The organism is Pandoraea sp. PE-S2R-1 (assembly GCF_002179865.1).
Lineage (GTDB): Bacteria > Pseudomonadota > Gammaproteobacteria > Burkholderiales > Burkholderiaceae > Pandoraea.
Genome location: NZ_NGUR01000013.1, coordinates 112,935 through 133,225 on the forward strand (window position 1 = coordinate 112,935; position 20,291 = coordinate 133,225).

17 protein-coding genes are annotated in these 20,291 nt (G+C 65.0%); 4 read left to right on the top strand and 13 right to left on the bottom strand.

Features of this window, described 5'->3' with window-relative positions:
- The first annotated feature begins 64 nt into the window (after nucleotides 1–64).
- Complete coding sequence (locus CDV44_RS16450; protein WP_254916232.1) at nucleotides 65–745, top strand: DUF2239 family protein; 681 nt, start codon at nucleotides 65–67, stop codon at nucleotides 743–745.
- Nucleotides 746–870: 125 nt separating this feature from the next.
- Nucleotides 871–2,313 (top strand): MATE family efflux transporter, encoded by a 1,443-nt coding sequence (locus tag CDV44_RS16455; protein ID WP_212677122.1) that lies wholly within the window; start codon nucleotides 871–873, stop codon nucleotides 2,311–2,313.
- Here CDV44_RS16455 and CDV44_RS16460 read toward each other — a convergent pair.
- The 9 genes from CDV44_RS16460 to CDV44_RS16500 all read right to left on the bottom strand — a co-directional run bounded on the left by CDV44_RS16460 (nucleotide 2,211) and on the right by CDV44_RS16500 (nucleotide 11,202).
- Nucleotides 2,211–3,425 (bottom strand): MFS transporter, encoded by a 1,215-nt coding sequence (locus tag CDV44_RS16460; protein WP_058378838.1) that lies wholly within the window; start codon nucleotides 3,423–3,425, stop codon nucleotides 2,211–2,213. The two genes, CDV44_RS16455 and CDV44_RS16460, sit on opposite strands and share 103 nt — an antisense overlap.
- 239 nt (nucleotides 3,426–3,664) lie before the next feature.
- A complete protein-coding gene (locus tag CDV44_RS16465; RefSeq protein ID WP_087688992.1) occupies nucleotides 3,665–3,907 on the bottom strand; it encodes a ChaB family protein in 243 nt (80 codons plus the stop codon).
- Nucleotides 3,908–4,035: 128 nt separating this feature from the next.
- Complete coding sequence (locus CDV44_RS16470; protein ID WP_084656217.1) at nucleotides 4,036–4,191, bottom strand: DUF3309 family protein; 156 nt, start codon at nucleotides 4,189–4,191, stop codon at nucleotides 4,036–4,038.
- A gap of 288 nt (nucleotides 4,192–4,479) precedes the next feature.
- Nucleotides 4,480–4,911: a PRC-barrel domain-containing protein gene (locus CDV44_RS16475; protein ID WP_087688993.1), complete on the bottom strand. Its 432-nt coding sequence runs from the start codon at nucleotides 4,909–4,911 to the stop codon at nucleotides 4,480–4,482.
- Between the two features lie 103 nt (nucleotides 4,912–5,014).
- Nucleotides 5,015–5,377 (bottom strand): BON domain-containing protein, encoded by a 363-nt coding sequence (locus tag CDV44_RS16480; RefSeq protein ID WP_087688994.1) that lies wholly within the window; start codon nucleotides 5,375–5,377, stop codon nucleotides 5,015–5,017.
- A gap of 166 nt (nucleotides 5,378–5,543) precedes the next feature.
- The gene (locus tag CDV44_RS16485) at nucleotides 5,544–6,038 is read right to left on the bottom strand and encodes a BON domain-containing protein (protein ID WP_087688995.1); all 495 of its coding nucleotides are present in this window, start codon (nucleotides 6,036–6,038) and stop codon (nucleotides 5,544–5,546) included.
- 303 nt (nucleotides 6,039–6,341) lie between these two features.
- Nucleotides 6,342–7,868, bottom strand: a complete 1,527-nt coding sequence (locus CDV44_RS16490; protein WP_170936015.1) for a diguanylate cyclase — start codon at nucleotides 7,866–7,868, stop codon at nucleotides 6,342–6,344.
- A gap of 21 nt (nucleotides 7,869–7,889) precedes the next feature.
- A complete protein-coding gene (locus tag CDV44_RS16495) occupies nucleotides 7,890–9,428 on the bottom strand; it encodes a DUF2252 domain-containing protein (RefSeq protein WP_087688997.1) in 1,539 nt (512 codons plus the stop codon).
- The gene (locus tag CDV44_RS16500) at nucleotides 9,418–11,202 is read right to left on the bottom strand and encodes a mechanosensitive ion channel family protein (RefSeq protein WP_170936016.1); all 1,785 of its coding nucleotides are present in this window, start codon (nucleotides 11,200–11,202) and stop codon (nucleotides 9,418–9,420) included. The genes CDV44_RS16495 and CDV44_RS16500 overlap by 11 nt, the downstream gene beginning before the upstream one ends.
- A 386-nt stretch (nucleotides 11,203–11,588) precedes the next feature.
- Between CDV44_RS16500 and CDV44_RS16505 the strand changes: the two genes are divergently transcribed.
- Nucleotides 11,589–13,700 carry a bifunctional diguanylate cyclase/phosphodiesterase gene (locus CDV44_RS16505; protein WP_087688999.1) on the top strand — a complete coding sequence of 704 codons (2,112 nt, stop codon included), beginning with the start codon at nucleotides 11,589–11,591 and terminating at the stop codon, nucleotides 13,698–13,700.
- Nucleotides 13,701–13,732: 32 nt separating this feature from the next.
- Here CDV44_RS16505 and CDV44_RS16510 read toward each other — a convergent pair whose 3' ends face one another.
- From CDV44_RS16510 to CDV44_RS16520, 3 genes are all read right to left on the bottom strand, one after another.
- Nucleotides 13,733–14,290: a helix-turn-helix domain-containing protein gene (locus CDV44_RS16510; RefSeq protein ID WP_087689000.1), complete on the bottom strand. Its 558-nt coding sequence runs from the start codon at nucleotides 14,288–14,290 to the stop codon at nucleotides 13,733–13,735.
- A 244-nt stretch (nucleotides 14,291–14,534) separates the two neighbouring features.
- Nucleotides 14,535–16,079 (bottom strand): DHA2 family efflux MFS transporter permease subunit, encoded by a 1,545-nt coding sequence (locus CDV44_RS16515; RefSeq protein WP_249277600.1) that lies wholly within the window; start codon nucleotides 16,077–16,079, stop codon nucleotides 14,535–14,537.
- A gap of 179 nt (nucleotides 16,080–16,258) precedes the next feature.
- A complete protein-coding gene (locus CDV44_RS16520) occupies nucleotides 16,259–17,407 on the bottom strand; it encodes an HlyD family secretion protein (RefSeq protein ID WP_087689002.1) in 1,149 nt (382 codons plus the stop codon).
- Nucleotides 17,408–17,605: 198 nt separating this feature from the next.
- Here CDV44_RS16520 and CDV44_RS16525 point away from each other — a divergent pair, with 198 nt between their 5' ends.
- Nucleotides 17,606–19,159 (top strand): efflux transporter outer membrane subunit, encoded by a 1,554-nt coding sequence (locus tag CDV44_RS16525; protein ID WP_087689120.1) that lies wholly within the window; start codon nucleotides 17,606–17,608, stop codon nucleotides 19,157–19,159.
- 73 nt (nucleotides 19,160–19,232) lie between these two features.
- Here the strand turns inward: CDV44_RS16525 and CDV44_RS16530 are convergent, their stop codons facing one another.
- The gene (locus tag CDV44_RS16530; RefSeq protein ID WP_170936017.1) at nucleotides 19,233–20,276 is read right to left on the bottom strand and encodes a DNA-binding protein; all 1,044 of its coding nucleotides are present in this window, start codon (nucleotides 20,274–20,276) and stop codon (nucleotides 19,233–19,235) included.
- Between the last annotated feature and the right edge of the window lie 15 nt (nucleotides 20,277–20,291).

A 20,291-nucleotide genomic window follows, 5' to 3' on the forward strand; every position in this document is an offset into this window, starting at 1 on the left:
ATTGCAATTCAAATAACACCCGGGTAATATTCGCCGGTACCTGATTCATTACCGGAGATTCGCCGTGTCCGTCACGCCCGCTGCCGTCCCGCCCGCTACCGTCCCTACCTATACCGTCTTTCGCGGCATGCGCCGCATTGCCGTCGGCTCGCTGGCCGACGCCGCCATTGCCTTCCAGCAGGCGTCCCTCATCGACACGCACCTGCCGGTGCTGATCTTCGACGACCTGACCGGCGACACGCGCGATGTGGATGTTCGCGGCACCGCTGCCGACATTCGGGAACGCTATCGCCCCGTCGCGGCACCTGTCGCAGCGAGTGATGCGACGCTTGCGCAACCCGTTTCCGGCGCCATCGACACCACCGACGCCCCCCAAGCTCCCGCCAAAAGCCGTGGCCGCCCGAAGCTCGGTGTCGTCGCGCGCGAAGTCACGCTGCTCCCGCGTCATTGGGACTGGCTGGCCGAGCAGCCCGGCGGCGCGTCCGTCGTCTTGCGCAAGCTGGTTGAAGAAGCCCGCCGCAAGTTCGCCAGTCGCGACCTGATCCGTCGAGCACAGGAGCGCGCCTATCGCTTCATGTCGACGATGGCAGGTGATCTGCCGGAATTCGAAGAAGCCTCGCGCGCGCTGTTTGCCAACGACTTCGACGCCCTCGGCAAACGCATCGCCGGCTGGCCGGACGACGTGCGCGAGTATCTGCTGCGCCTGACGTCAACCGACGATCTCGCCGAACGCATCACCGAATAACCCGCCGGGCCCGCACGCCCGTCTCCCTGCGATTCCCCGCTCACCGGTCGGACTGCCGCACCGGAGGGCCCCGCTTTGCCCGAAATTCCCCTGAAATTTCATCGCAAGCTTGCCTTGAGAAAACCATGACAACCGAAATCAAAGCACCACCGCCCCCCTCACCGGCACCGCCGCGCCCGCTCTGGCGGACGTGGCTCCTGATCGCCGTGCCGATGATGCTGACCAACGCGCTGCAATCCATCGCGGGTACCGTCGACGGCATCTATCTCGGCCACCTGATCGGCACGCAGGCGATTGCCGCCGTATCCGCATTCTTCCCGGTGTTCTTCTTTCTGCTCGCCATCGTCATTGGGCTGTCGGCCGGTGCCACCGTGATGATCGGACAGGCATGGGGGGCACGGGATTTGGTCCGCGTTAGAAACATCGCGGCGACGGCGTTGTTGATGATGCTCGTCGCGGGCGTCGTCACCAGCGTGCTCGGCGGGTGGCTTGCCACGCCGCTCATGCGAGCCCTCGGTACTCCGCTGGAAGTGATCGACGACGCTACGCGTTATGCGCGGTGGATGCTCATCGGCATGCCCATCGTGTATTTGCTCTGGCTGACGACGTCGATGAGCCGCGGCACGGGCGACGCGGTGTCGCCGCTCTTCACGTTGCTGATCGCGACCGTGCTCGCGCTGTGCCTCACGCCCGCCTTCATCGATGGATGGGGGCCGCTCCCGAAGCTGGGCGTGGCGAGCGCCGCCGCGTCGACCCTGATCGCGTTTTCCGTCGCCCTGCTCTGGATGGCGATGTACTGGCGACGCAAGGCGCACGCCCTCGCACCGGGTGCCGGTCTGTGGCGCAACGTCCAATTTCGACCTGATCTTGCCCGGGGCATCCTGCGCATCGGCGTGCCTGCCGCGATGCAGATGCTGACGATGGCCATCGCAGAAATGGCGTTGCTCGGCATGGTGAATCGCCACGGTGCGAACGCTACCGCCGCGTATGGTGCCGTCACGCAAGTGATGAGCTGGCTGCAACTGCCGATCATGACGTTCGGCATCACCGCCTCGATCCTGTGCGCGCATGCCATCGGCGCAGGCAGAAGCGATCGCATCGATGCGATCGTGCGGACGGGTTTCCTGTGCAATCTGGGAATGACGGGGGTGCTGACGGCGTTGGTCTGTCTGGCGGCGCCGCTGATCATGCGCGGCTTTCTGACCGACCCGGAAGTCTTGGCGCTCGCGACGCACCTGCTTTACGTCACGGCGTGGAGCGTGCCGGTGATGGGCCTGACAGCGGTCATGACGGGCGCCATGCGCGCTGGCGGCAAGGTATGGGTGCCGATGGTGCTGGGGATGATCGGGCTGCTCGGCATCGAAGTGCCGGCTGCCCTGATCTTCGAGCGGATGGCCGGGCTGACCGGCATCTGGTGGGCTTATCCGCTCGCTTTCGTCGCGATGTTCATGATGCAGGGGCTGTGTTACCGGGCCTTCCGGCGAGCGTCGTGGCGCGCCCAGAAGAACATCAGCATGCCCGCGCAAGACAGCAAGGCACCGACCCAGCCGGTGGAAGTCCAGCCATAACCGGCCGTAATGGCCACGCCGCCGAGCCATGCGCCGGCGGCGTTGGCCATATTGAAGGCGGAGTGATTGAGCGCCGCCGCCAGTGTCTGCGCTTCACCGGCCACATCCATCAGTCGAATCTGCAAGGCCGGCCCGATGATGATGATGGTGCCGATGGCGAGCACATTGATACCGGCAAGCCACGGACTGGCGGCGGTAAACGTGAACGCGCCAAGCAGCAGCGCCGACCAGATCAACGTGCCGCCGATGGCACGCATCAGCGAGGTGGCACCGACGAGCCGCGGCCCGATGATGGTGCCGCCAACCATGCCGACACCGAACAGCGCCAGATAGAACGGCACCCACGCTTCGGGCACACCGGCCACTTGCATGAGTGTCGGCTTGATGTAGCTGAACACGGCAAACATGCCACCGAAGCCGATCGCCCCGATACCCAGCGTGAGCCAGACCTGCGAGCTTCGCAGCGCCGCCAGTTCACGCAACGGGCTCGCACCGTGCGGAGCCGGCACATTCGGCACCCAGCGCCAGACCAGCACGGCCGTGAGCGTACCAATCGCACCCACGAGGACGAAGGCCGCGCGCCAGCCCAGCCATTGGCCGAGCCCGGCGGCGAGTGGCACGCCGAAGAGTGTCGCCAGCGTCAGGCCGAGCATGACCTGACCGACGGCATGCACCCGCCGGTGCGGCGGCACGAGCGATGCACCGACCAGCGCCGCCACACCGAAATAGGTGCCGTGCGGCAAACCGCTCAGAAAGCGCAGACCGATGAGCGAGAGATAGCCCGGGGCGAGCGCACTGGCAAAATTGCCGATCGCAAACATCGCCATCAGTGCAATCAGGAAGAGGCGCCGGGGCAAACGCACGCCGAGCACGGCAAGCAACGGCGCGCCGATGACCACGCCCAGCGCATAGGTGCTGATGGCATGACCGGCTTGCGGAATCGTGATGTTCAGACCACGGGCGACATCGGGCAGCAGGCCCATGATGACAAACTCGCCCGTCCCGATCGCGAACCCGCCCATCGCGAGTGCGACAAACGAGAGCCAGACGGGAATGGACGACGGGGGCAGCGCTTCGGCTGCATCGACGGGAAGGACTTGGGGGGAACTCATAGGGTGCGATTTTACGGCAATCCGCATCATCTTGCCGGACGTGCGCTGCAATGCAGCAACCCCGAAACTTCATGAATCCGGGCAACCACTGACATATCACCCCGATTCGCCTTGCAACGCAAAAATGACGCCATGGCATCGTTCGCGCCCCAAAAAAAGACCGGCCTCCAGGGCCGGAAAGGTGCGATTGCTCATCGGCTGCGGGGGCCGGAGCAATCGCATTGGGGGACGGCATTCGATCAGTGGTGCGACTTTTTCGCGTGCCACTGACCGGACGATTCATCCTTTTCGTAGGTCTTCTTCACCGCCGACCAGGCCACCTTGTGCGCGGTTTCTTCGCGCGACTCGTGGCCTCGGCGCTCGGCGGGTTCACGGTATTCGTCCCAAGCGGAATTAAACGCCTTGAGGTAAATCTCCTGCGCATGTGCCGGCAGATGGTCCTTGACGCTGGCCGGCAGCTCGTGGGTCTGGCGATACGGCATGACAAGCGCTCCTTGTTCACAATCTCCACGCGATCATCAACGCGATCAGTACTCGCCCCATCACGCGAGCCCATGCATTGGCAGGCTTACGCGACAGGGTTCGTACGATCCATCAGACGGAGTGACCGTCAGATGTGTCCCATCAGGACGAGTATCAGCACGATGAGAACGATGAGACCGATACCGCCGGACGGGTAGTACCCCCATCCACGGCTATGCGGCCAGGCCGGCACCGCACCGATCAACATCAGAATCAAGACAATCAACAAGATAGTGCCAAGCATGACTTTTCTCCCTTGCCGGTCTGGCTTTGGTCGACGAAGCCCCCTTCACTGATGCTGGCGACGTATTTGCCGGGCGGCCGCAACGGCGGCTCTTCCACAGGCGGATCAAGCGGTCGGTCAGGCGGGGGCATCGGCGTCGGCTCGTCCTCGTTCGGAGGCGATCGCGGCGGCGGTGTCCCGGGCGGTTTGCCCGGATCAAAAGGCTCGGGCAAATGCGCATACAGACGGGGGGCCTGCGTCAGCCGGCGTGTTGTGGATGTGCGCGGCATGAGCAAGTGACCTCCGGGCTCAATGCCAGTAAGGGTCGACGGTGTAATACGTGTGGACCTGTTCGGCCCAGTGCAGATCGCCCATGGTCGGCCAGTGGTCCTTGTCGAACCCGGGGGCCTTCTTGAGCACTTCCTTATCGACGTTGAGGATGAAACGCTTGTTTTCCACGTCGAGTTGCAGGGCATGCCACGGAATGGCGAACAGCTTGTCGCCCATGCCGAGGAACCCGCCGAACGACAACACGGCGTAAGCCACGGTGCCGCGCTGCACGTCGAGCATGATGTGCTTGACCTTGCCGAGGCTATCGCCTGCGGGGTTCACGACGTCTTCCGCGTCGAGCGTGTCGGCGGCCATCACCGACGGGCCCGGACCATCGGGCAGTTGGGTCGTCGAGCCTACGATGCGTGCGCCTGATTGGGGCGCAGGGCCCCGGCCGGTTTGCATAGTCATGATGTATCTCCTTGTCTTCCTGTGGGTTCGCAACGGGCCCTCGGGCCGCGTTGCGAAACTTCTGTCACGGATGTCACGGATTTACTGCGGAGCGATTGGCGGGTTACTGCGCCATCACCTTGATGTCGTCCTTCACGTCCACCACGCCATCGACACCCTTGACGGTATCCACGACGAGCGTCTTCTGGGCCGATTGCGGCACCGACCCCGTGAGGTGAACCACACCGTGACGGGTGGTCACATGCACCTTCGTCGAAGGCACGTCCTTCTTGGCGAGCAACTCTGCCTTGACCTTGGCGGTCAGTGCCGAGTCATCGATCTTGCGGCCCGTGTCGCTCATGGCACCGCTGGCGCCGGCATTGTCGGCAATCTTGATGATCCCGCCTTGATCCAGCGCGTGTGCTGCGATACCGGTGGTGGCAAGTGCGCCCGCAATGATGAGCTTGAGCAGATTGGCTTGTTTCATTTGTTGACCTCCCAAAAGAGTCTCTTGTGATTCCCCTCGCCCGGGGGACATGCCTGAGTGTTGCTTCATTACTGCTTAAGTACGGCTAAAGTGCTGCTTCAGACCTGACGCACCGCCGCGTGCATTGAGCGCGGCGCTACGTCTGGAATTCGTTGATCTATCGATCTCAAATCTTGTGGCCTTCCTGACTTTCGCCCGGACGGCTCATCGTCTTGCCGCGCCGCTCGTGCAGCCGGTTGTCGACACCGGTCACGCCCGCCACCTTCGCGACGACGGTCTGCGCGACGTGCTGCATCCAGCGCTCGGGCACATAGCCCGTGAGGATCACCAGCCCCGAGGTCACGGTCACATCGGCGTTCGTCACGTCGAGATCGCTCGCTTCGGTCAGCGCCCGGCGAACGGCATCACGCAACGCCGTGTCGTCTGCCGACGGGCCCCGCGAGCGGGCATGGACCGTGCGACCAGCCGTCTCTTGCGGCTCGCCCGGCACGCTGTGCACACCCGCTCGCGGTTGGGTGTCCGCGTCTTTGCGCGGATCGCTACCGCCCCGGCTGCCCCGGCTCCCTGATGCCTGATCGGCGTCGCCTGCTGTCTTTTCCGTCGCCACGATGAATGACTCCTTGAACTGCTGCCCGGCGACGGCTTTGGACTTGGCTTTCACCGCTGTCTGCTGTTGCGTCTGTCACCGGACTTGTTGAAACCGATTGTAGATAGCCGGTTTCGCCGGGCGAATCGGCGGAGTCTGAAAGACGTGTAGGCGAATGCTGGCAAGGATGGCTGCGGCGCGCGCAGGCAGTGAAAACAAATAAAAAAAATGTGCAAAATCAGTTAGTTAAAAAACCAACTGAAAGTGACATGAGATGAAGAAAATTCTGAAGAAAATCGAGAGATCGCTGCCCGGCATCGGAGAATTCCTACGAAACCGGGCAAAACACGGGGCGGCGCGAGACCTATTCGTGAGGCCTTATTCGTTGGCCGGTGCGACGGTAACGCGATTGCGGCCGGTAGATTTGGCCCGATAGAGGGCGTCGTCGGCGGCCTTCACCAACCCGTCGACCATCTCGCGTCCGCGCGGGCGGCGCGAGGCCACACCGACGCTGACACTCACACGGCCAAGATCACTGGCGGCATGTTCGAGATTGAGTTGCTCCACCCGCAGACGAATCGACTCCGCCACCCGCTGCGCACCGGCTTCGTCCGTATCGGGCATGACGGCAATGAACTCCTCGCCGCCATATCGCCCCGCGCTGTCCGACGGCCGTTGCAGCGCCGCCCCGATGGCCCCCGCCACCGCTGCCAGTGCCGCGTCGCCAGCCTGGTGCCCGTGCGTATCGTTGTAGCGCTTGAACCAGTCGATATCGACAAACGCCACAGACATTGGCCGCCCGATGCGCCGCATACGCCGCCACTCGTTGGCGAGTGTCTTGTCCAGCGACCGGCGGTTCGAAAGCCCGGTCAGCCCGTCGGTACGGGCCAGCAACCGCAGCTCGCGCTCGGCCCGCAAGCGGCGCCGCAACTGGGCGGCCAACAGAAATGACGTGCCGACGAACCCCGTAATCAGCACGGCGAACAGGCCCCCGAACGCGTAGACACGCTTGCGCCACGGCGCCAGTGCATCGTCGCTCGACGTCACCACGATCAAGGTGATCGGGGCGTTGTCCAGAAACTGCTGCGTCATCAGACTCGGCCGCCCTTCGAAGCGGATCGGATAGATCTTTCGCTCGTCATGCTCCGGCGGCGGCATCGCTTCATAGCGCCCGGTCTGCGCCATGGTCTTGCCGATGACCGACGGGTCGTAAGGCTTGCGCATCAAGATCGCACCGTCCTTGCCCAGCAACAGAATCACGCCCTGCCGCCCCACTTCGATGTGCTCGAACAACTGGCGGAAATACTCGGTGTCGACCGAGAGCGACACAATGCCGCCAAACGAACCATCCGGCCGGGAGATGCGGCGGCTCAGCACCATCGTCGGTACGTTGTTGCGCAAGCGCGAGTGAATGAAGCCGCTGACATAGAGACCGGCATTGGGATAATCGCGATGCACGGTGAAGTAATCGCGATCGCCGAGATTGGTCGCGCGCGGCACCTCACTGGCGGCATCGATCACCACGTCCCCGTGGGTGTCGAGTACTACCAGCGAACCGATATGCTGTGAGGCGCCCGCCCGCTCGAAGATCAGCTCCCGGCGCAACGCAGGCGACAGCGCGTCGATATCGGGGCGTGCCAACACCTGCACGACGGCGTCGAGCGAGGCTTCATAAAGCTGGAAGTTGAGTTCAAGGTCACGCTCGAGCACCAGCGCGATGTTGCGCTGGTTGTCGGCCGCACGGGCGAGCACCAGCAGGCGCCCCTCGTAAAGCAAGGCGGCCGCCACCACGGTGAGCAGCACCGAGATGGCGACCCCGCTCCAGACAATCAACGTCGGCGTTCGCGACACCCATCGCGCCAACTTGCGAACCGCGAGCACGGTGCGTGCCCATAAACGTTGCATCGGCATTCTCAAACAGCATCCTCAAGCGGCAAAATCGGCAGCCATATCGGCGTCGGTTCGTGCTTCGAGCCGCCCGTCGCGGCAAGCCTTGCGGAACACTTCGTAGTCGCGCTCGACCTGATCGGCATAGTCGGTGGCGTAATGGATCAGCGCCTCGCCAAGGCGAATGCCCTTGCCCACGTAACCCAGTTGCTCTGCCGCACAACCGCCAGCCTTCGCATGCGCACGGGCGAGCACCCAGCCGCACAGGCCCGCGTATTCACGGAAACCTTCGGCACGGAATAGTTCGAACTGCGCGGAAATCTTCATATCGCGCAACTGCCGCCCGTAGATGCACCGCCCGAACGGCCCGCTGCCCCAGCCGAGAAACGCGTCCGAGGCCGCCTGCATCAGGCGTTGTCCCTCGACCACACGGCGGCCGTCGTGCTTGGGCGTCACGTTCTTGAAGAACCGTGACACCACCGACTTCGACGCTTCCTTGAACTGGAGGAACAGCGGCTGCTCGTGCGCGTCCATCATCAGCAGCACCAGACAGCGTGTGCCGACACTGCCCACGCCCACCACCTTGAACGCCAGATCCTGCTGCGTGTAGTTGGCGAGCATGCGCGCGCGATCGGGCGGCAGCGAACTCACGTAACTCTTATAAACAGGGTCGAACAGGGTACGCCAGTCGCCCGTGCCGAGCCAGTCGTCTTCCGGACCGAACAACGTGGTCGCGCCATGCACGTGGAAGACCGTCGGCGGTGTGTCGCGAATCTGCCAGTGGTCGCCGACCTGCTGGGCGAACTTGGGCAGTACATTTTCGTGGGTACGTCCGGTCGCACGGGCGATGCCCCGTTTGACGCCCTCCCTCACCCGGTCGGTCTCGGCCAGATTCAACATGCGCTCGAACGTGATCTGCTCGTGCCAGAGCGCAATGGTCGACATCCGCGCATATTCGTCCAGACGACGGGCATAGCTATCGACGGCGGTGCGCACCATCTCGACACCCAGCGTGTCCCCAAACCCGAATTGCCGGGCGGCCAGCACCAGACTGACCACGAGTCGCTTGATATCCCACTCCCACGGGCCCGGCGCCGTTTCGTCGAAATCGTTCAGGTCGAAGATCAACGCGCGCTCCGGTGTGGCAAACCCGCCGAAGTTGGCCAGATGGCAGTCGCCGCAGATCTGCATCGTGAGCCCCGAGTTCGGGGTGCCAGCGAGATCGTGCGCCTGCACGATGGCGCTGCCACGGTAGAACGCAAACGGCGACGCGAGCATGCGGCCATAGCGCAACGGCACCAGCGAGGCCACGCGCCCTTCACTGCTGATGCGAAGCAACTCGACGACATCGCGGTCGGTATTGCCGAGATGCGACTGGCTGCTGCGCGGCGTCTTGTCGCGCAGCTTGCGGCCAGCGGCAACCCGGGTCTCGAACGGAATCACCGGTGCCGCAGGTGCCACGGGCGCGGTCGATGCCGTCTCGGCCGCCGAGGCCGCAGGGGCGCTAGTGCTGGCAGAAGGCGCCCGGCGGGCTGCCGACGACGATGAGGCAGACGAGGGTCTGGATTTAGCGGCCATGAGCTTCTCCTTGTTCTTGTGGTGCCGGCGGTGCCGCGCGCGCCGATGCGGCGCTAGGGGCTGGCGCGGGGGCGGGATGCCAATGTTCCGGACGAATGACGAGCGGCGACTCGGGCTGCTCTTCGAAGTGCGGCGACATGATTTGCACGCCGTAGCGGTTGAATACGTCCTGAATGTTCTCGTGCAACGCAGAAACGGCCGCGAAACGTGTCGACGGGTCACGCAGCGTCGCAAAGACCTCGTACTCGGCGTAGAAGTCGGAGAGCGCGCGCTGCAACACGTACGGCTCGGGATGCGCGGCCACTTGCGGCGTCTCGCGGGCGGCCTCAAGCAACATCGCGTGAACTTGCCGCCACGGCGCGTCATAGCCGATGGTGAGCGTGGTGCTGATGGCCACGCCCTGCTGGGGCCCTTGTGCGGAATAGTTGCGCACGGTGGACGCGACCACCACCGCGTTGGGAATGGTCAGCTCTTCGCGCGCCTGATTGAGAATCTTCACGGACAGCGCATCCACGCCCAGCACGACACCGGTGGCGTCGCCGATCGACACGAGATCGCCCTTCTTGAGCGCCCGGCTGTAAATCACCACCATCCCGCTCATCAACTGGTTGACGATGCCGCTCGATCCGATCGTGACCATCAGGCCCAGCAACACCGACAGCCCTTTGAACACATCGCTCTGCGCGCCCGGCATGTACGGATAGGCAAACGTGATCGCCAGCACCCACACCCCGACCGAGACCACGCGCCGGGTCGCTCCGGCCGTCTCCGGATGCATGCCGGGAATGGCCAGGCGGCCGGTCTGCACGGCGTCGAAGATATTGTTGATCAGGCTTTGCAGGGCCCGCGTGAGCAGGAAGATCACGATCACGGTCATAACGCCCGGGATCGCGCTGGCCACGCCCAGCCCGAAACGGTCGACGAGCGACCACAGGAAGTCGGACAGCCGGCCGGCCAGCGGCTGACTGGCCGGAAATTGCAGCAGGACGAAGATCAGATAGAGATAGGCAAAGGCGAGCGCCAGACACACGGCGCCGATCTGCACGATCTGATGCACCAGATGCACGGCAGAGCCGGTCCAGTCGAAGGTGCGGGCGGTGCGCTGCAAGACGCGCTTCTCGAGCGTCTCCTGCAACTTCTTCTCAAGCCGGGCACGCATGCGGCCGACGCCCAGCACCAGCAGGGCCAGCACCCCGGTCGCCAGCGCGCTGAGCGCCACGCCGCGCAGAATGGTCGGCCAATGGAGTTGCTCACGGCGCGCCGCAAAGGCCACTTGCAGCCGGGCACGCACGTCGGCGGCGGCCGCATCGAGCGAGCGGGCGTCACCCGGCGCGAGATCGTCAGGCGTGAGGGCAAAGAGAATGCGGTCCTGCAAGCGGAAGGCGATGCCCGACACGCCGCTGAGCGAGCCGCGCAACAGGTCGACCGGGGCATCGAACGCGCCGGGCGGCAGGCTTTCCAGCACGGCTTGTGCGCGGGCAGCCCGCACGGCAGGCGTCGCCCCCGCCACCGTGCCATGGAAGGTCACGATGGGCCGGTCCATGAAGCGCAGCGCCACCCCGTCCGGCGTGGCGACCGCCGACGTGTCCGGACTTGGCGCCACATCGCCTTGCGCATCCGTGGCCCGTGACGCGTCGACCGGCGTCGCGCCCGTCTGGCTGGCCGCACCGTTCGAGGCACCTGCCTCCGGCCCTGCTGCGGCCACCGGCATTGCCGTCGCGACCGCTATTCCACACACCCACAGCACTTGCAACAGCCCCATGCGAATGCGCATATCACGGCTCCGGCGGGCAAGTTGGCCATCAAGATTGAATGCAGTGCGAGGAAATCCCGCGGAAATCAGGCAAAATCGAGGGCTGTCGAATTCTGCCCCCGGTTTTGCAGCCCGGCACATCCAGGACCGCGCATGAATCCGATTGCGGTCACGGCGGCTGTCTCCCCCGAAAACCACGGGCGGGAGCGGGTATGAACGGATTATTCACTATGGCATGGGTACTGTCGAGATCGGCGCAGGTCGCCGCGCTTCGGCCGATCCCTTGGCGCCCGTCGACCTGGCACGGACGGTAGGTGCCGTGTCAGAAAATTTCTGACGCGCGACCCTCAACTATCGGTCAACGTTGCCGATAACCAGATAAGCGGGACTTTTCGGTCGGTTTTCTTATGTCGAGTTCGTACAGTGGTTGGCTCGTTGCGTTATCGCTCGCGGTTGCCGTACTGGCGTCGTTCACAGCGCTCGATCTCTCGGGGCGCATCTATCTCCTGACCCACCGTGGCATGCGCCACGCGTGGCTGGCCGTCGGTGCGACCGCCATGGGCATCGGCATCTGGTCGATGCATTTCATCGGCATGCTGGCGCTCTCGCTGTCGCCCTCGTGGTCGCCGCTGACGTCGCACGCGTCGATCCCGCTGGGGTACGACCCCTTCATCACGGCCGGATCGCTCGGCATCGCCATTCTCATCTCGTGGGCCGCGCTCTGGCTGGTTGCCAGCGAGCGCTTTACTGCGTGGCGGCTGGCCGGCGCGGGCACCACGCTCGGTGTCGGCATCGCCGCGATGCACTACGCCGGCATGGCCGCGATGCGCATGGAGCCGGGCATCGACTACGATCCAGTGCTCTTCTGCGCCTCGATCCTCATCGCCATTGCCGCCGCGACGGCCGCCCTGTGGATCGCTCAGACGCTGCGCGACGGCAGCCTGCGCTACGTGATGGCCAAGCGCGTCGGCGCAGCGGTGGTCATGGGGCTGGCCATCACCGCCATGCATTACACCGGCATGGCCGCGGCCAACTTCGCCCCGGGCGCAGTGTGCGGCGCGGCCTCGTCGGTCAGTTCGCCGTGGCTCGTCACCACCGTGAGCCTGTTCACGTTCCTGATTCTGGCCACCACCCTGCTCGTCTCCCGCCTTGACGCACGCACCAGCTTCCTCGCCAATTCGGTGCTGCAACTGAACACACAGATCGCCCGCATGGCGACATACGACGCGCTGACCGACCTGCCCAACCGCCGCGCGCTGCACGACGCGGCCGCGCGCATGCTGATCAACTCGCGCCGCGACCAACGCCGCTTCGCCGTGTTGTTCATGGATCTGGACGGCTTCAAGACCATCAACGATTCACTCGGCCATAACGTGGGCGACGACGTGCTGCGCGCGTTTGCCAAGCGCCTGCGCAAGAACGTGAACGGCGACGACGTGGTGGCCCGGCTCGGCGGCGACGAATTCGTGGTGCTGTTGGGCTCGCTGTCGTCCTCGGACGTTGCCGGTCGTGTGGCCCAGCGCCTGCTCGACGACATGCGCGACGGACTGCGCGTGGGCAACCAGTCGCTGCACGTCATGCCGAGTATCGGGGTCGCGGTCTATCCCGACGACGGCGAGAGCATCGACGTCCTGCTCAAGCATGCGGATACGGCCATGTATGAAGCCAAGCGCGCCGGGCGCGGCATCTTCCGTTATTTCGAGCCGCGCATGAACGCAGCGGCCCAGCGCACGTGGGAGATCCAGCAGGCGCTGCATGACGCGGAAAGCGAACAGTATTTCTCGCTGCACTTCCAGCCGAAGTATCGCGGCGACACCGAAGCGCTGGCCGGCGCGGAAGCCCTGCTGCGCCTGACACACCCGCAGTTCGGTGAATTGCAGCCGGTGGATTTCATCCCGGTGGCCGAGCGTACCGGGCAGATCGTGCAGATCGGTTACTGGGTGGTGCGCGCGACCTGCGAACACATTCGGGGCTGGGACGCCGCCGGCCTGCCGCGCGTGAAGGTTGCCATCAACCTGTCGCCGCGCCAGTTGGCGCAGTCGCAGCTCGTCGAGAATATTGTGGCGATCGTGGAAGGTGCCGGCATCGAGTGCGACCGGCTGATGTTCGAGATTACCGAAACGGTGGCGATGTTCGATGCGCAGCACACCATCGACGTGATCCGGTCGTTTCAGGATCGCGGCTTCGAAGTCGCCATCGATGACTTCGGCACCGGCTATTCGAGCCTCGCCTATCTGCAACGCTTCCGGGTGAAGCAGTTGAAGATGGATCGCTTCTTCACCAATGGACTGGATACGCACGGGCGCGAAGGCAGCGCCGTCGTGTCGGCCATCATCGCGCTTGCCCACTCGCTGGACATGGATGTGGTGGCCGAAGGCGTGGAGACCGACTCGCAGCGTGCCGCGCTCAAAACCCTGGCTTGCGATGAAATGCAGGGCTTCCTGCTGGGCAAACCGTTGACCAGTGACGCGTTCGCCCGCTTGCTCGCTTCACCGCCCAGCGCCCCGGCAATGGCCTGAACGTCAGGCTGAACGCCGGATCGAGCGGCAGATTACTGCGACGCGGTATCCACCTCGTCGGCCGCTTCACGCGTCGCGACTTCCGGTAACGGCTGGCCTGTGGCGAATGCCGCCGCTCGCGCAAGCCGTGCCCGCATCCCTTCATTCGCCACCGGCCCGGCCGCCGGGATATGGCGCTTCGGATCCAGCCGCACGCCAGTCTTGGCATCGACCACCACGGGCTCAACCACCTCGCCGGTCTCCTGATCGATCAGTTGCGCAGCGATGCCTTCTGGCGCGAAATGCCGATTCCCCCACGCGAGCAACGCCCACAGGACCGGGCGGAAATCACGGCCCGCATCCGTCAGCACGTACTCGAAGCGTGGCGGCCGATCGCAATACTGACGGCGCTCCAGCAGCCCTTCTTCAACCAATGCATTAAGTCGGCGTGTCAGCATATTCGGCGCGATATCGAGCCGGCGCTGGAAGTCGTCGAAGCGCGTCGTCCCGTAACCGGCCTCACGCAGAATCAGAATGCTCCACCATTCGCCGACGCGCTCCAGGCTGCGGGCGATGGGACATTGCATGTCGCGGAAAGTCTTTCGTTGCATAAGGGGGTCCTCGCGAGTTCTTGACATCGGGCGCGCCCGGCCATGACTGACACGGGCCGACGCTGCCTATTACCATGCAAGTGAGCATAAGCGCGTCGACGCCGGCGGGCAAGCCGGCCAGCGTCTCCATATGTCACTGCGACGAGAATCGACGCCAGCCGGATGATTCCCGTCAACGACAAATCAATCACTTATCGAACATTTGCGATGTCAATTGTTTAAAGTGAATTCCAATGCACCGCACTCAATGCGCGTCCGCGCTAGGCGCTTTCGGGGGCGCTACCTTGCGCATCAGCGGCACCATCAACGTCACGGCGAAGAACATCAGACTCATGCCGCCGTAGATATCGCCGAACGTGATCGTTTGTGCTTCTCGTAACGTCAGCAGCCAGAGTTGGCGAAGCGCCGCCGTCTGCGCATCGATCGCGTCGAGCCCGGAGGCACTCATACGCGACCCCACACCTGCCAGCCACGCACCGACCGCCGGACTCCCCTCGCCCAGTTGCTCGGCGAGCCGGAAGAAGTGCAGGTTCGTGCGGTCGTTGAGCACCGTGGTGCACACGGCAATGCCGATGGCGCCGCCGAGATTTCGCATCAGATTGAACAGCCCCGAGGCGAGCCGCAGCCGCGCGGGCGGCAGGCTGCCCAACGTCAACGTGACAATCGGCGCCACGGCGAACTGCTGCCCCGCCCCGCGCAATGCTTGCGGCAACATCAGTTGTGCCGCGCCCCAGTCATGCGTGATCGGCGCGAACTGCCACATCGACAACGCGAACGCCCCAATCCCGCCCATCATCAGAATGCGCAGATCCACCCGGTTGGCGAGCATCGCGTACAGCGGAATCGACAGCAGTTGGAAGACACCGGTGGAGAACACCGCCATGCCGATCTCGAAGGCCGAGAACCCACGCACGCGCCCAAGAAACACCGGCGTCAGATAGATCGTCGCGAAAATGCCGATGCCGGTTGCAAACGAGAAGAAGCAGCCGAGTGCGAAGTTGCGCTCCTTCAGCGCCCGCAAATCCACCAGTGGTTGCGCGTACGTGAGACTTCTCCAGAGGAACGCTACCCCGCACAGCCCTGCCAGCCACGCCGTTGTACGAATGGTCGCGTCGCCAAACCAGTCCCAACGCGGCCCTTCTTCCAGCGTGTACTCAAGACAGCCGAGGAACACCGCCATCAGGACCATGCCGAGATAATCGGCGCCTCGCAGCAGCGACCAGTTAGGACGGTCGATACGCACTAGCAGCGGCACGGTAATCGTCACGAAAATGCCCGGCACCAGATTGACGAAGAACAGCCAGTGCCACGAGTAGTTATCAGTAATCCAGCCGCCGATGGTCGGCCCGAGGGTCGGCGCCAGTGACGACAACCCGCCGACCACGGCCGCCGCCAGCACGCGCTGCGGGCCGCTGAAGAACGCAAACGCCGTGGTGAACACCAGCGGAATCATCGAACCGCCGAGAAACCCTTGCAGCGCACGGAACGCGATCATGCTCTGGATATTCCACGCGGCACCGCAAAGCAGGCTGGCAATGGTAAAACCGGCCGCCGAGGCGGCAAAGATCCACCGCGTCGACATCACGCGCGACAGCCAGCCCGAGAGCGGAATCACGATGATTTCCGCGATCAGGTAGCTGGTTTGCACCCACGCGGTTTCATCGGCCCCTGCCGACAAGCCGCCACCGATGTCCTTGAGCGACGCCGAGACGATCTGGATATCGAGCAGCGCGATGAACATGCCCACGACCATCGTCATGAAGGCGATGACCTTGGCCTGCGTCGACATCGATTCGACGGAAAATCCTCCGCCTGTGCCCGGTGGCGTGCTGCCAGCGACGACAAGCGGCATGGGCCGGGAGTCGTTCGCGGGCTGTCCGGGCCTTGGGGAGTCGCCGGCACTACCATCCCCCGGTGGCGTCGGCTGCGGCAGCCCGGCCGGTAAGGCCGCGCCGGTATGCGCGGCGCTCATCGTGCCGCCACCTTGGCAGCACCCGGCGCGGCGACAGCATCGTCACCCGCACGGGCATCGACTTCCGCCGTCACGGACAGCCCCGGGCGTAACGTGCCCAGACGGCCGTCAGCCTCATCGAGCAGCACGCGAACCGGCACACGCTGCACGATCTTCGTGAAGTTGCCCGTCGCATTTTCGGGTGGCAACACGCTGAACTGCGCCCCCGTCGCGGGTGCCAGACTCGCCACATGACCGTGGAACACTCGCCCCGGCAGCACGTCGGCTTCAATCTTCACGGGCATGCCCGGCCGCAAGCGCGCCAGTTGCCCCTCCTTGAAGTTGGCGTCGACCCAAAGTCCGTGGGCCGGCACGATCGCGAGCAGTTGCGTGCCCGTCGATGCGTAGGCACCCGGCCGTGCCCGCCGATTGCCGACCGTGCCGTCGACCGGCGCCCGCACGACGGTGTCTTCCAGATTGAGTTTCGCAATGTCACGCTCGGCCACGGCCTGCGCCAAAGCCGCTTGCGCCTGTTGCTTCTGGGTCGCGATCACGTCGATCTGGCGCTCTGCGGCGACCGCCCCCGCCTCGGCGCGGTCACGGTTGGCGGCGAGTTGCTTGTAATCGGCGTCCGCCTTCTGTGCGCTTTGCACCGAGACGGCCGCCTTGGCCACGAGGTCCTGATAGCGCACCTGATCGTCATGGGCGCGGCGCGCATCGGCCGCCACCGCGACCACGCTGGCGCGTGCCTGCGCGATCACGGCGGTTTGCAGTCGCGCGGTGGCATCGAGGTTGGCGAGCAACGCCTGCTGGGCCGCCACGGCACCTTCCGCCTTCGCGAGCGCGGCGCGGTAATCGCGGTCATCGAGTCGCACCAGCACATCGCCCGCATGCACGGGCTGGTTGTCCGTCACCAGCACCTGCGCGATGTAACCCGGGACTTTCGGGCCGAGCACGGTGACGTCGCCGCCGACGTAAGCGTCGTCAGTCGACTCGAAGAACCGCGCCGTCGTCCACCAATGCACCCCATAGCCCAGTGCGGCAATGGCCGCCACGGCCACCGCGCCTCGCAGCGCGAAGCGGCGCCGCGCGCCGCTGGACGGAGATACCGAAGGTTGCTGATTGGCCGGTGTGGCTTGCGGGGCGGTTGTGCTCGGGGAAGTCATGGAGGTCAATCCTTCTTCATTCAAGTGGCGTAAGCGGTCTTGGAGGCGTGAGAGATGTCAAAGCGACATCGGCAACGAGGGGTTGCTTTCACAATGAAAGTTAGTATAGAGTTGCAACTATCATCTTGCAAGTAACTCGTAATTCAACGCACCCAATCCCTCGCCGCCATGAACACCTTCTCGCCGACGCTCTCGAAAATGCCCCTCCCGATCCGGCCGCCCCGGCCGACATTGCCGACTTTGTTGAATTTCCGAACGGCATTGCTGGCGATATCCGTGAGCGCGCTGGCAGGCTGCGCCGTCGGTCCCGATTACGTTCGTCCCGCAGCGGATCTGCCCGCGCATTTCGCCAGCAGCGCCCTGCTGACCCAACGCGACGCCGATCGGAAGTCAGCGGACGGCACCGCCGGGGCCACGGTTGCGCCGGCACTCGACGAGTGGTGGGTGGGCTTTCACGACCCGGTGCTGACCGGCATCGTGCAGCAGGCGCTGGCGCAGAATCTCGACTTGCAGGCAGCGATGGCGCGTGTCGAACAGGCCCGCGCCCAAGCACGGCAAGCCGGTGCGCAGCAACTGCCGTCACTCTCGCTAGACGGCAGCGTGACGCGCGAGCATCAGTCGCTCGACGGGCCGCTCGGCACCGTGGCGCGCACGATTCCGGGCTACAACCGGAACATGACGATCTACGACATTGGCGTGGGTGCGAGTTGGGAGGTGGACCTGTTTGGCGGCCTGCAACGCTCGGCGCAAGCGGCGGGGGCGCTGGCGCAGGCGGCAGAAGCCCAGCGTGACGGCGTGCGGGTGAGCATCGTTGCCGAAGCCGCCGACGCCTACTTTCGCGTGCGTGCCGCACAGCGGCGTCTGGCCATCGCACAAGACCAGATCGAGACGGATGCCCGGCTAGTGGAGATCGTGCGCTTGCGCCTGAAAGACGGGTTGGCCACCGCGCGTGAGATGGCGCAGTCGGAGGCCTTGCTGGCGCAGGCACGCACGACGTTGCCGCCGCTGCGCATCGAGCGCGAGACGCAACTCAACCGGCTGGATGTCTTGATGGGGGCCGCGCCCGGTACGTACGCGCGACGGATGAGCGCCGCCACACAGGACGACGATCTGCATGCCCGACCGCTTGCCATTCCGGCGATTGGCGATGCGAGTGCGCCAGCCGACTTGCTGCGCCGCCGCCCCGACGTCATCGCGGCGGAGCGCCAACTGGCCGCGTCGAATGAGCGCATCGGCGCGTCGCTCGCCGAGTACTACCCGAAGCTCTCGCTGTCTGGCGTGCTCGGGTTCGATACGCTCGCTGGGGGACGCGTCCCCAGCGTGGCGACGTTCCAGCCGTTAGCCGCGCTTGGACTGCGCTGGCGATTGTTCGACTTCGGCCGGATCGACGCCGAGGTGGCGCAGGCGCGTGGGGCGAACGCGCAGGCGCTCGCGCAATATCGGTTGTCGATGTTGCACGCCACGGAAGATGTGGAAAACGCCGTGGTCACGCTAGTCGAGCTGGAGCAGCAACGCAGGGATCTGGCGAGTGCCGTCGAGGCACAGACGCGGGCACGCGACAGTGCTCAGGATGCCTATACCGGCGGCACAGTGAGTCTTTATGAGGTGCTGGACGCCGACCGCCAACTGCTGACGGTGCGCGATGCCGACGCCCGCGTGCAAGCGGACAATGCGCGCGCAGCCGTGGCGACCTTCCGGGCGTTAGGCGGCGGATGGGACGCACCGTTGCCGACGGTGGCGCTGGTGAAGTGAGCTCTATGCGGCGCGGCGCGATGGACGTGATGCGCCCGCCGCGCACTTCCCCTTTGCTCTGCAAGACCAATGGCTATGCCGCCCTGCGCCCACGTCGAAGCACTGACGCGGCAGGTGCGGCCGCATGACTCGCACGTCGTTTCCTCGCGACGGACGCCCCCGCAGACGATAGGCCTGTGCTCGTCGCCGGCACAGCGGCCAACGTGGTCTGATACATCGCGACCAGCGATTCTTGCGCACTGACCTGCTCGCGTAACCGGGCAATCAACGAATCCTGCACCGCCTTGGACGAACGCAGCTCGTGTTGCGCTTCGGTGAGCGTCGCAAGTTCGGTCTCGGTGTCCTGCAACTGCCGCTGATGCTGCTTGCGCTCTTGCTGGAGCGCCTTGATCGACTCGCGCGCGGTGTCCAGCTCCAGCAGCAGGCGACGCTCGTTAGCTTCGGCCCGCTCGTTGAGGCGCTGGCGCTCGACATCCCATTCCGCACGTTGTTCGGCGTGAGCATCAAGCGTGGCCTGCGCCGCGACGCGCGCGTCCGCCACCGCCTGACGAGACGTGACGGCGTCAGCCTGCGCATCGATCAACAATGCTTCGGCGCGGCGGGCCTGCGCCTGCGCTTCATCGCGCGCTTGCCGCGCATCCGCCGCTGCCACCTCGGCAGAGGCGACACGTTCATGCAGCACGGCGCGCGCTTGCTCCAACGCTTCCCGGTCGGCGGCAAGCGCCGCCTCGCGAGCATCCAGCACCGCGCGGCGCGATGCCGCCTCTTCCGCTAACGCGTCACGCCCTTCCGTCAGCGCCAACGCCCACAGATCCATGGCCGCGCGCGCCACCGTCTCCGGCATTGCCACACCCTCGGGCAAACCGGCGATACCACCCCCGCCGGATGCCCCCTTCAACCGCGCGCCGAGCCCGGCAAACCACGCGTCGAGATACGGACTGACCGTATTCGGCGAGCCCCGCCCCAGTTGCTGCCGAATGCGCTCGATGGTGGGCCGCTGGCCTGCCATCAGCAACGTGTCGGCGGCAGACCAGACGTCGAGCTCCGAGATGCCTCGCCCGGCCGAGCGCGGCGCGGGAGCCGGTACGGTGGCGTCTTGCGGTCTCGATGCATTCATAAGGAGCTCCTTCAT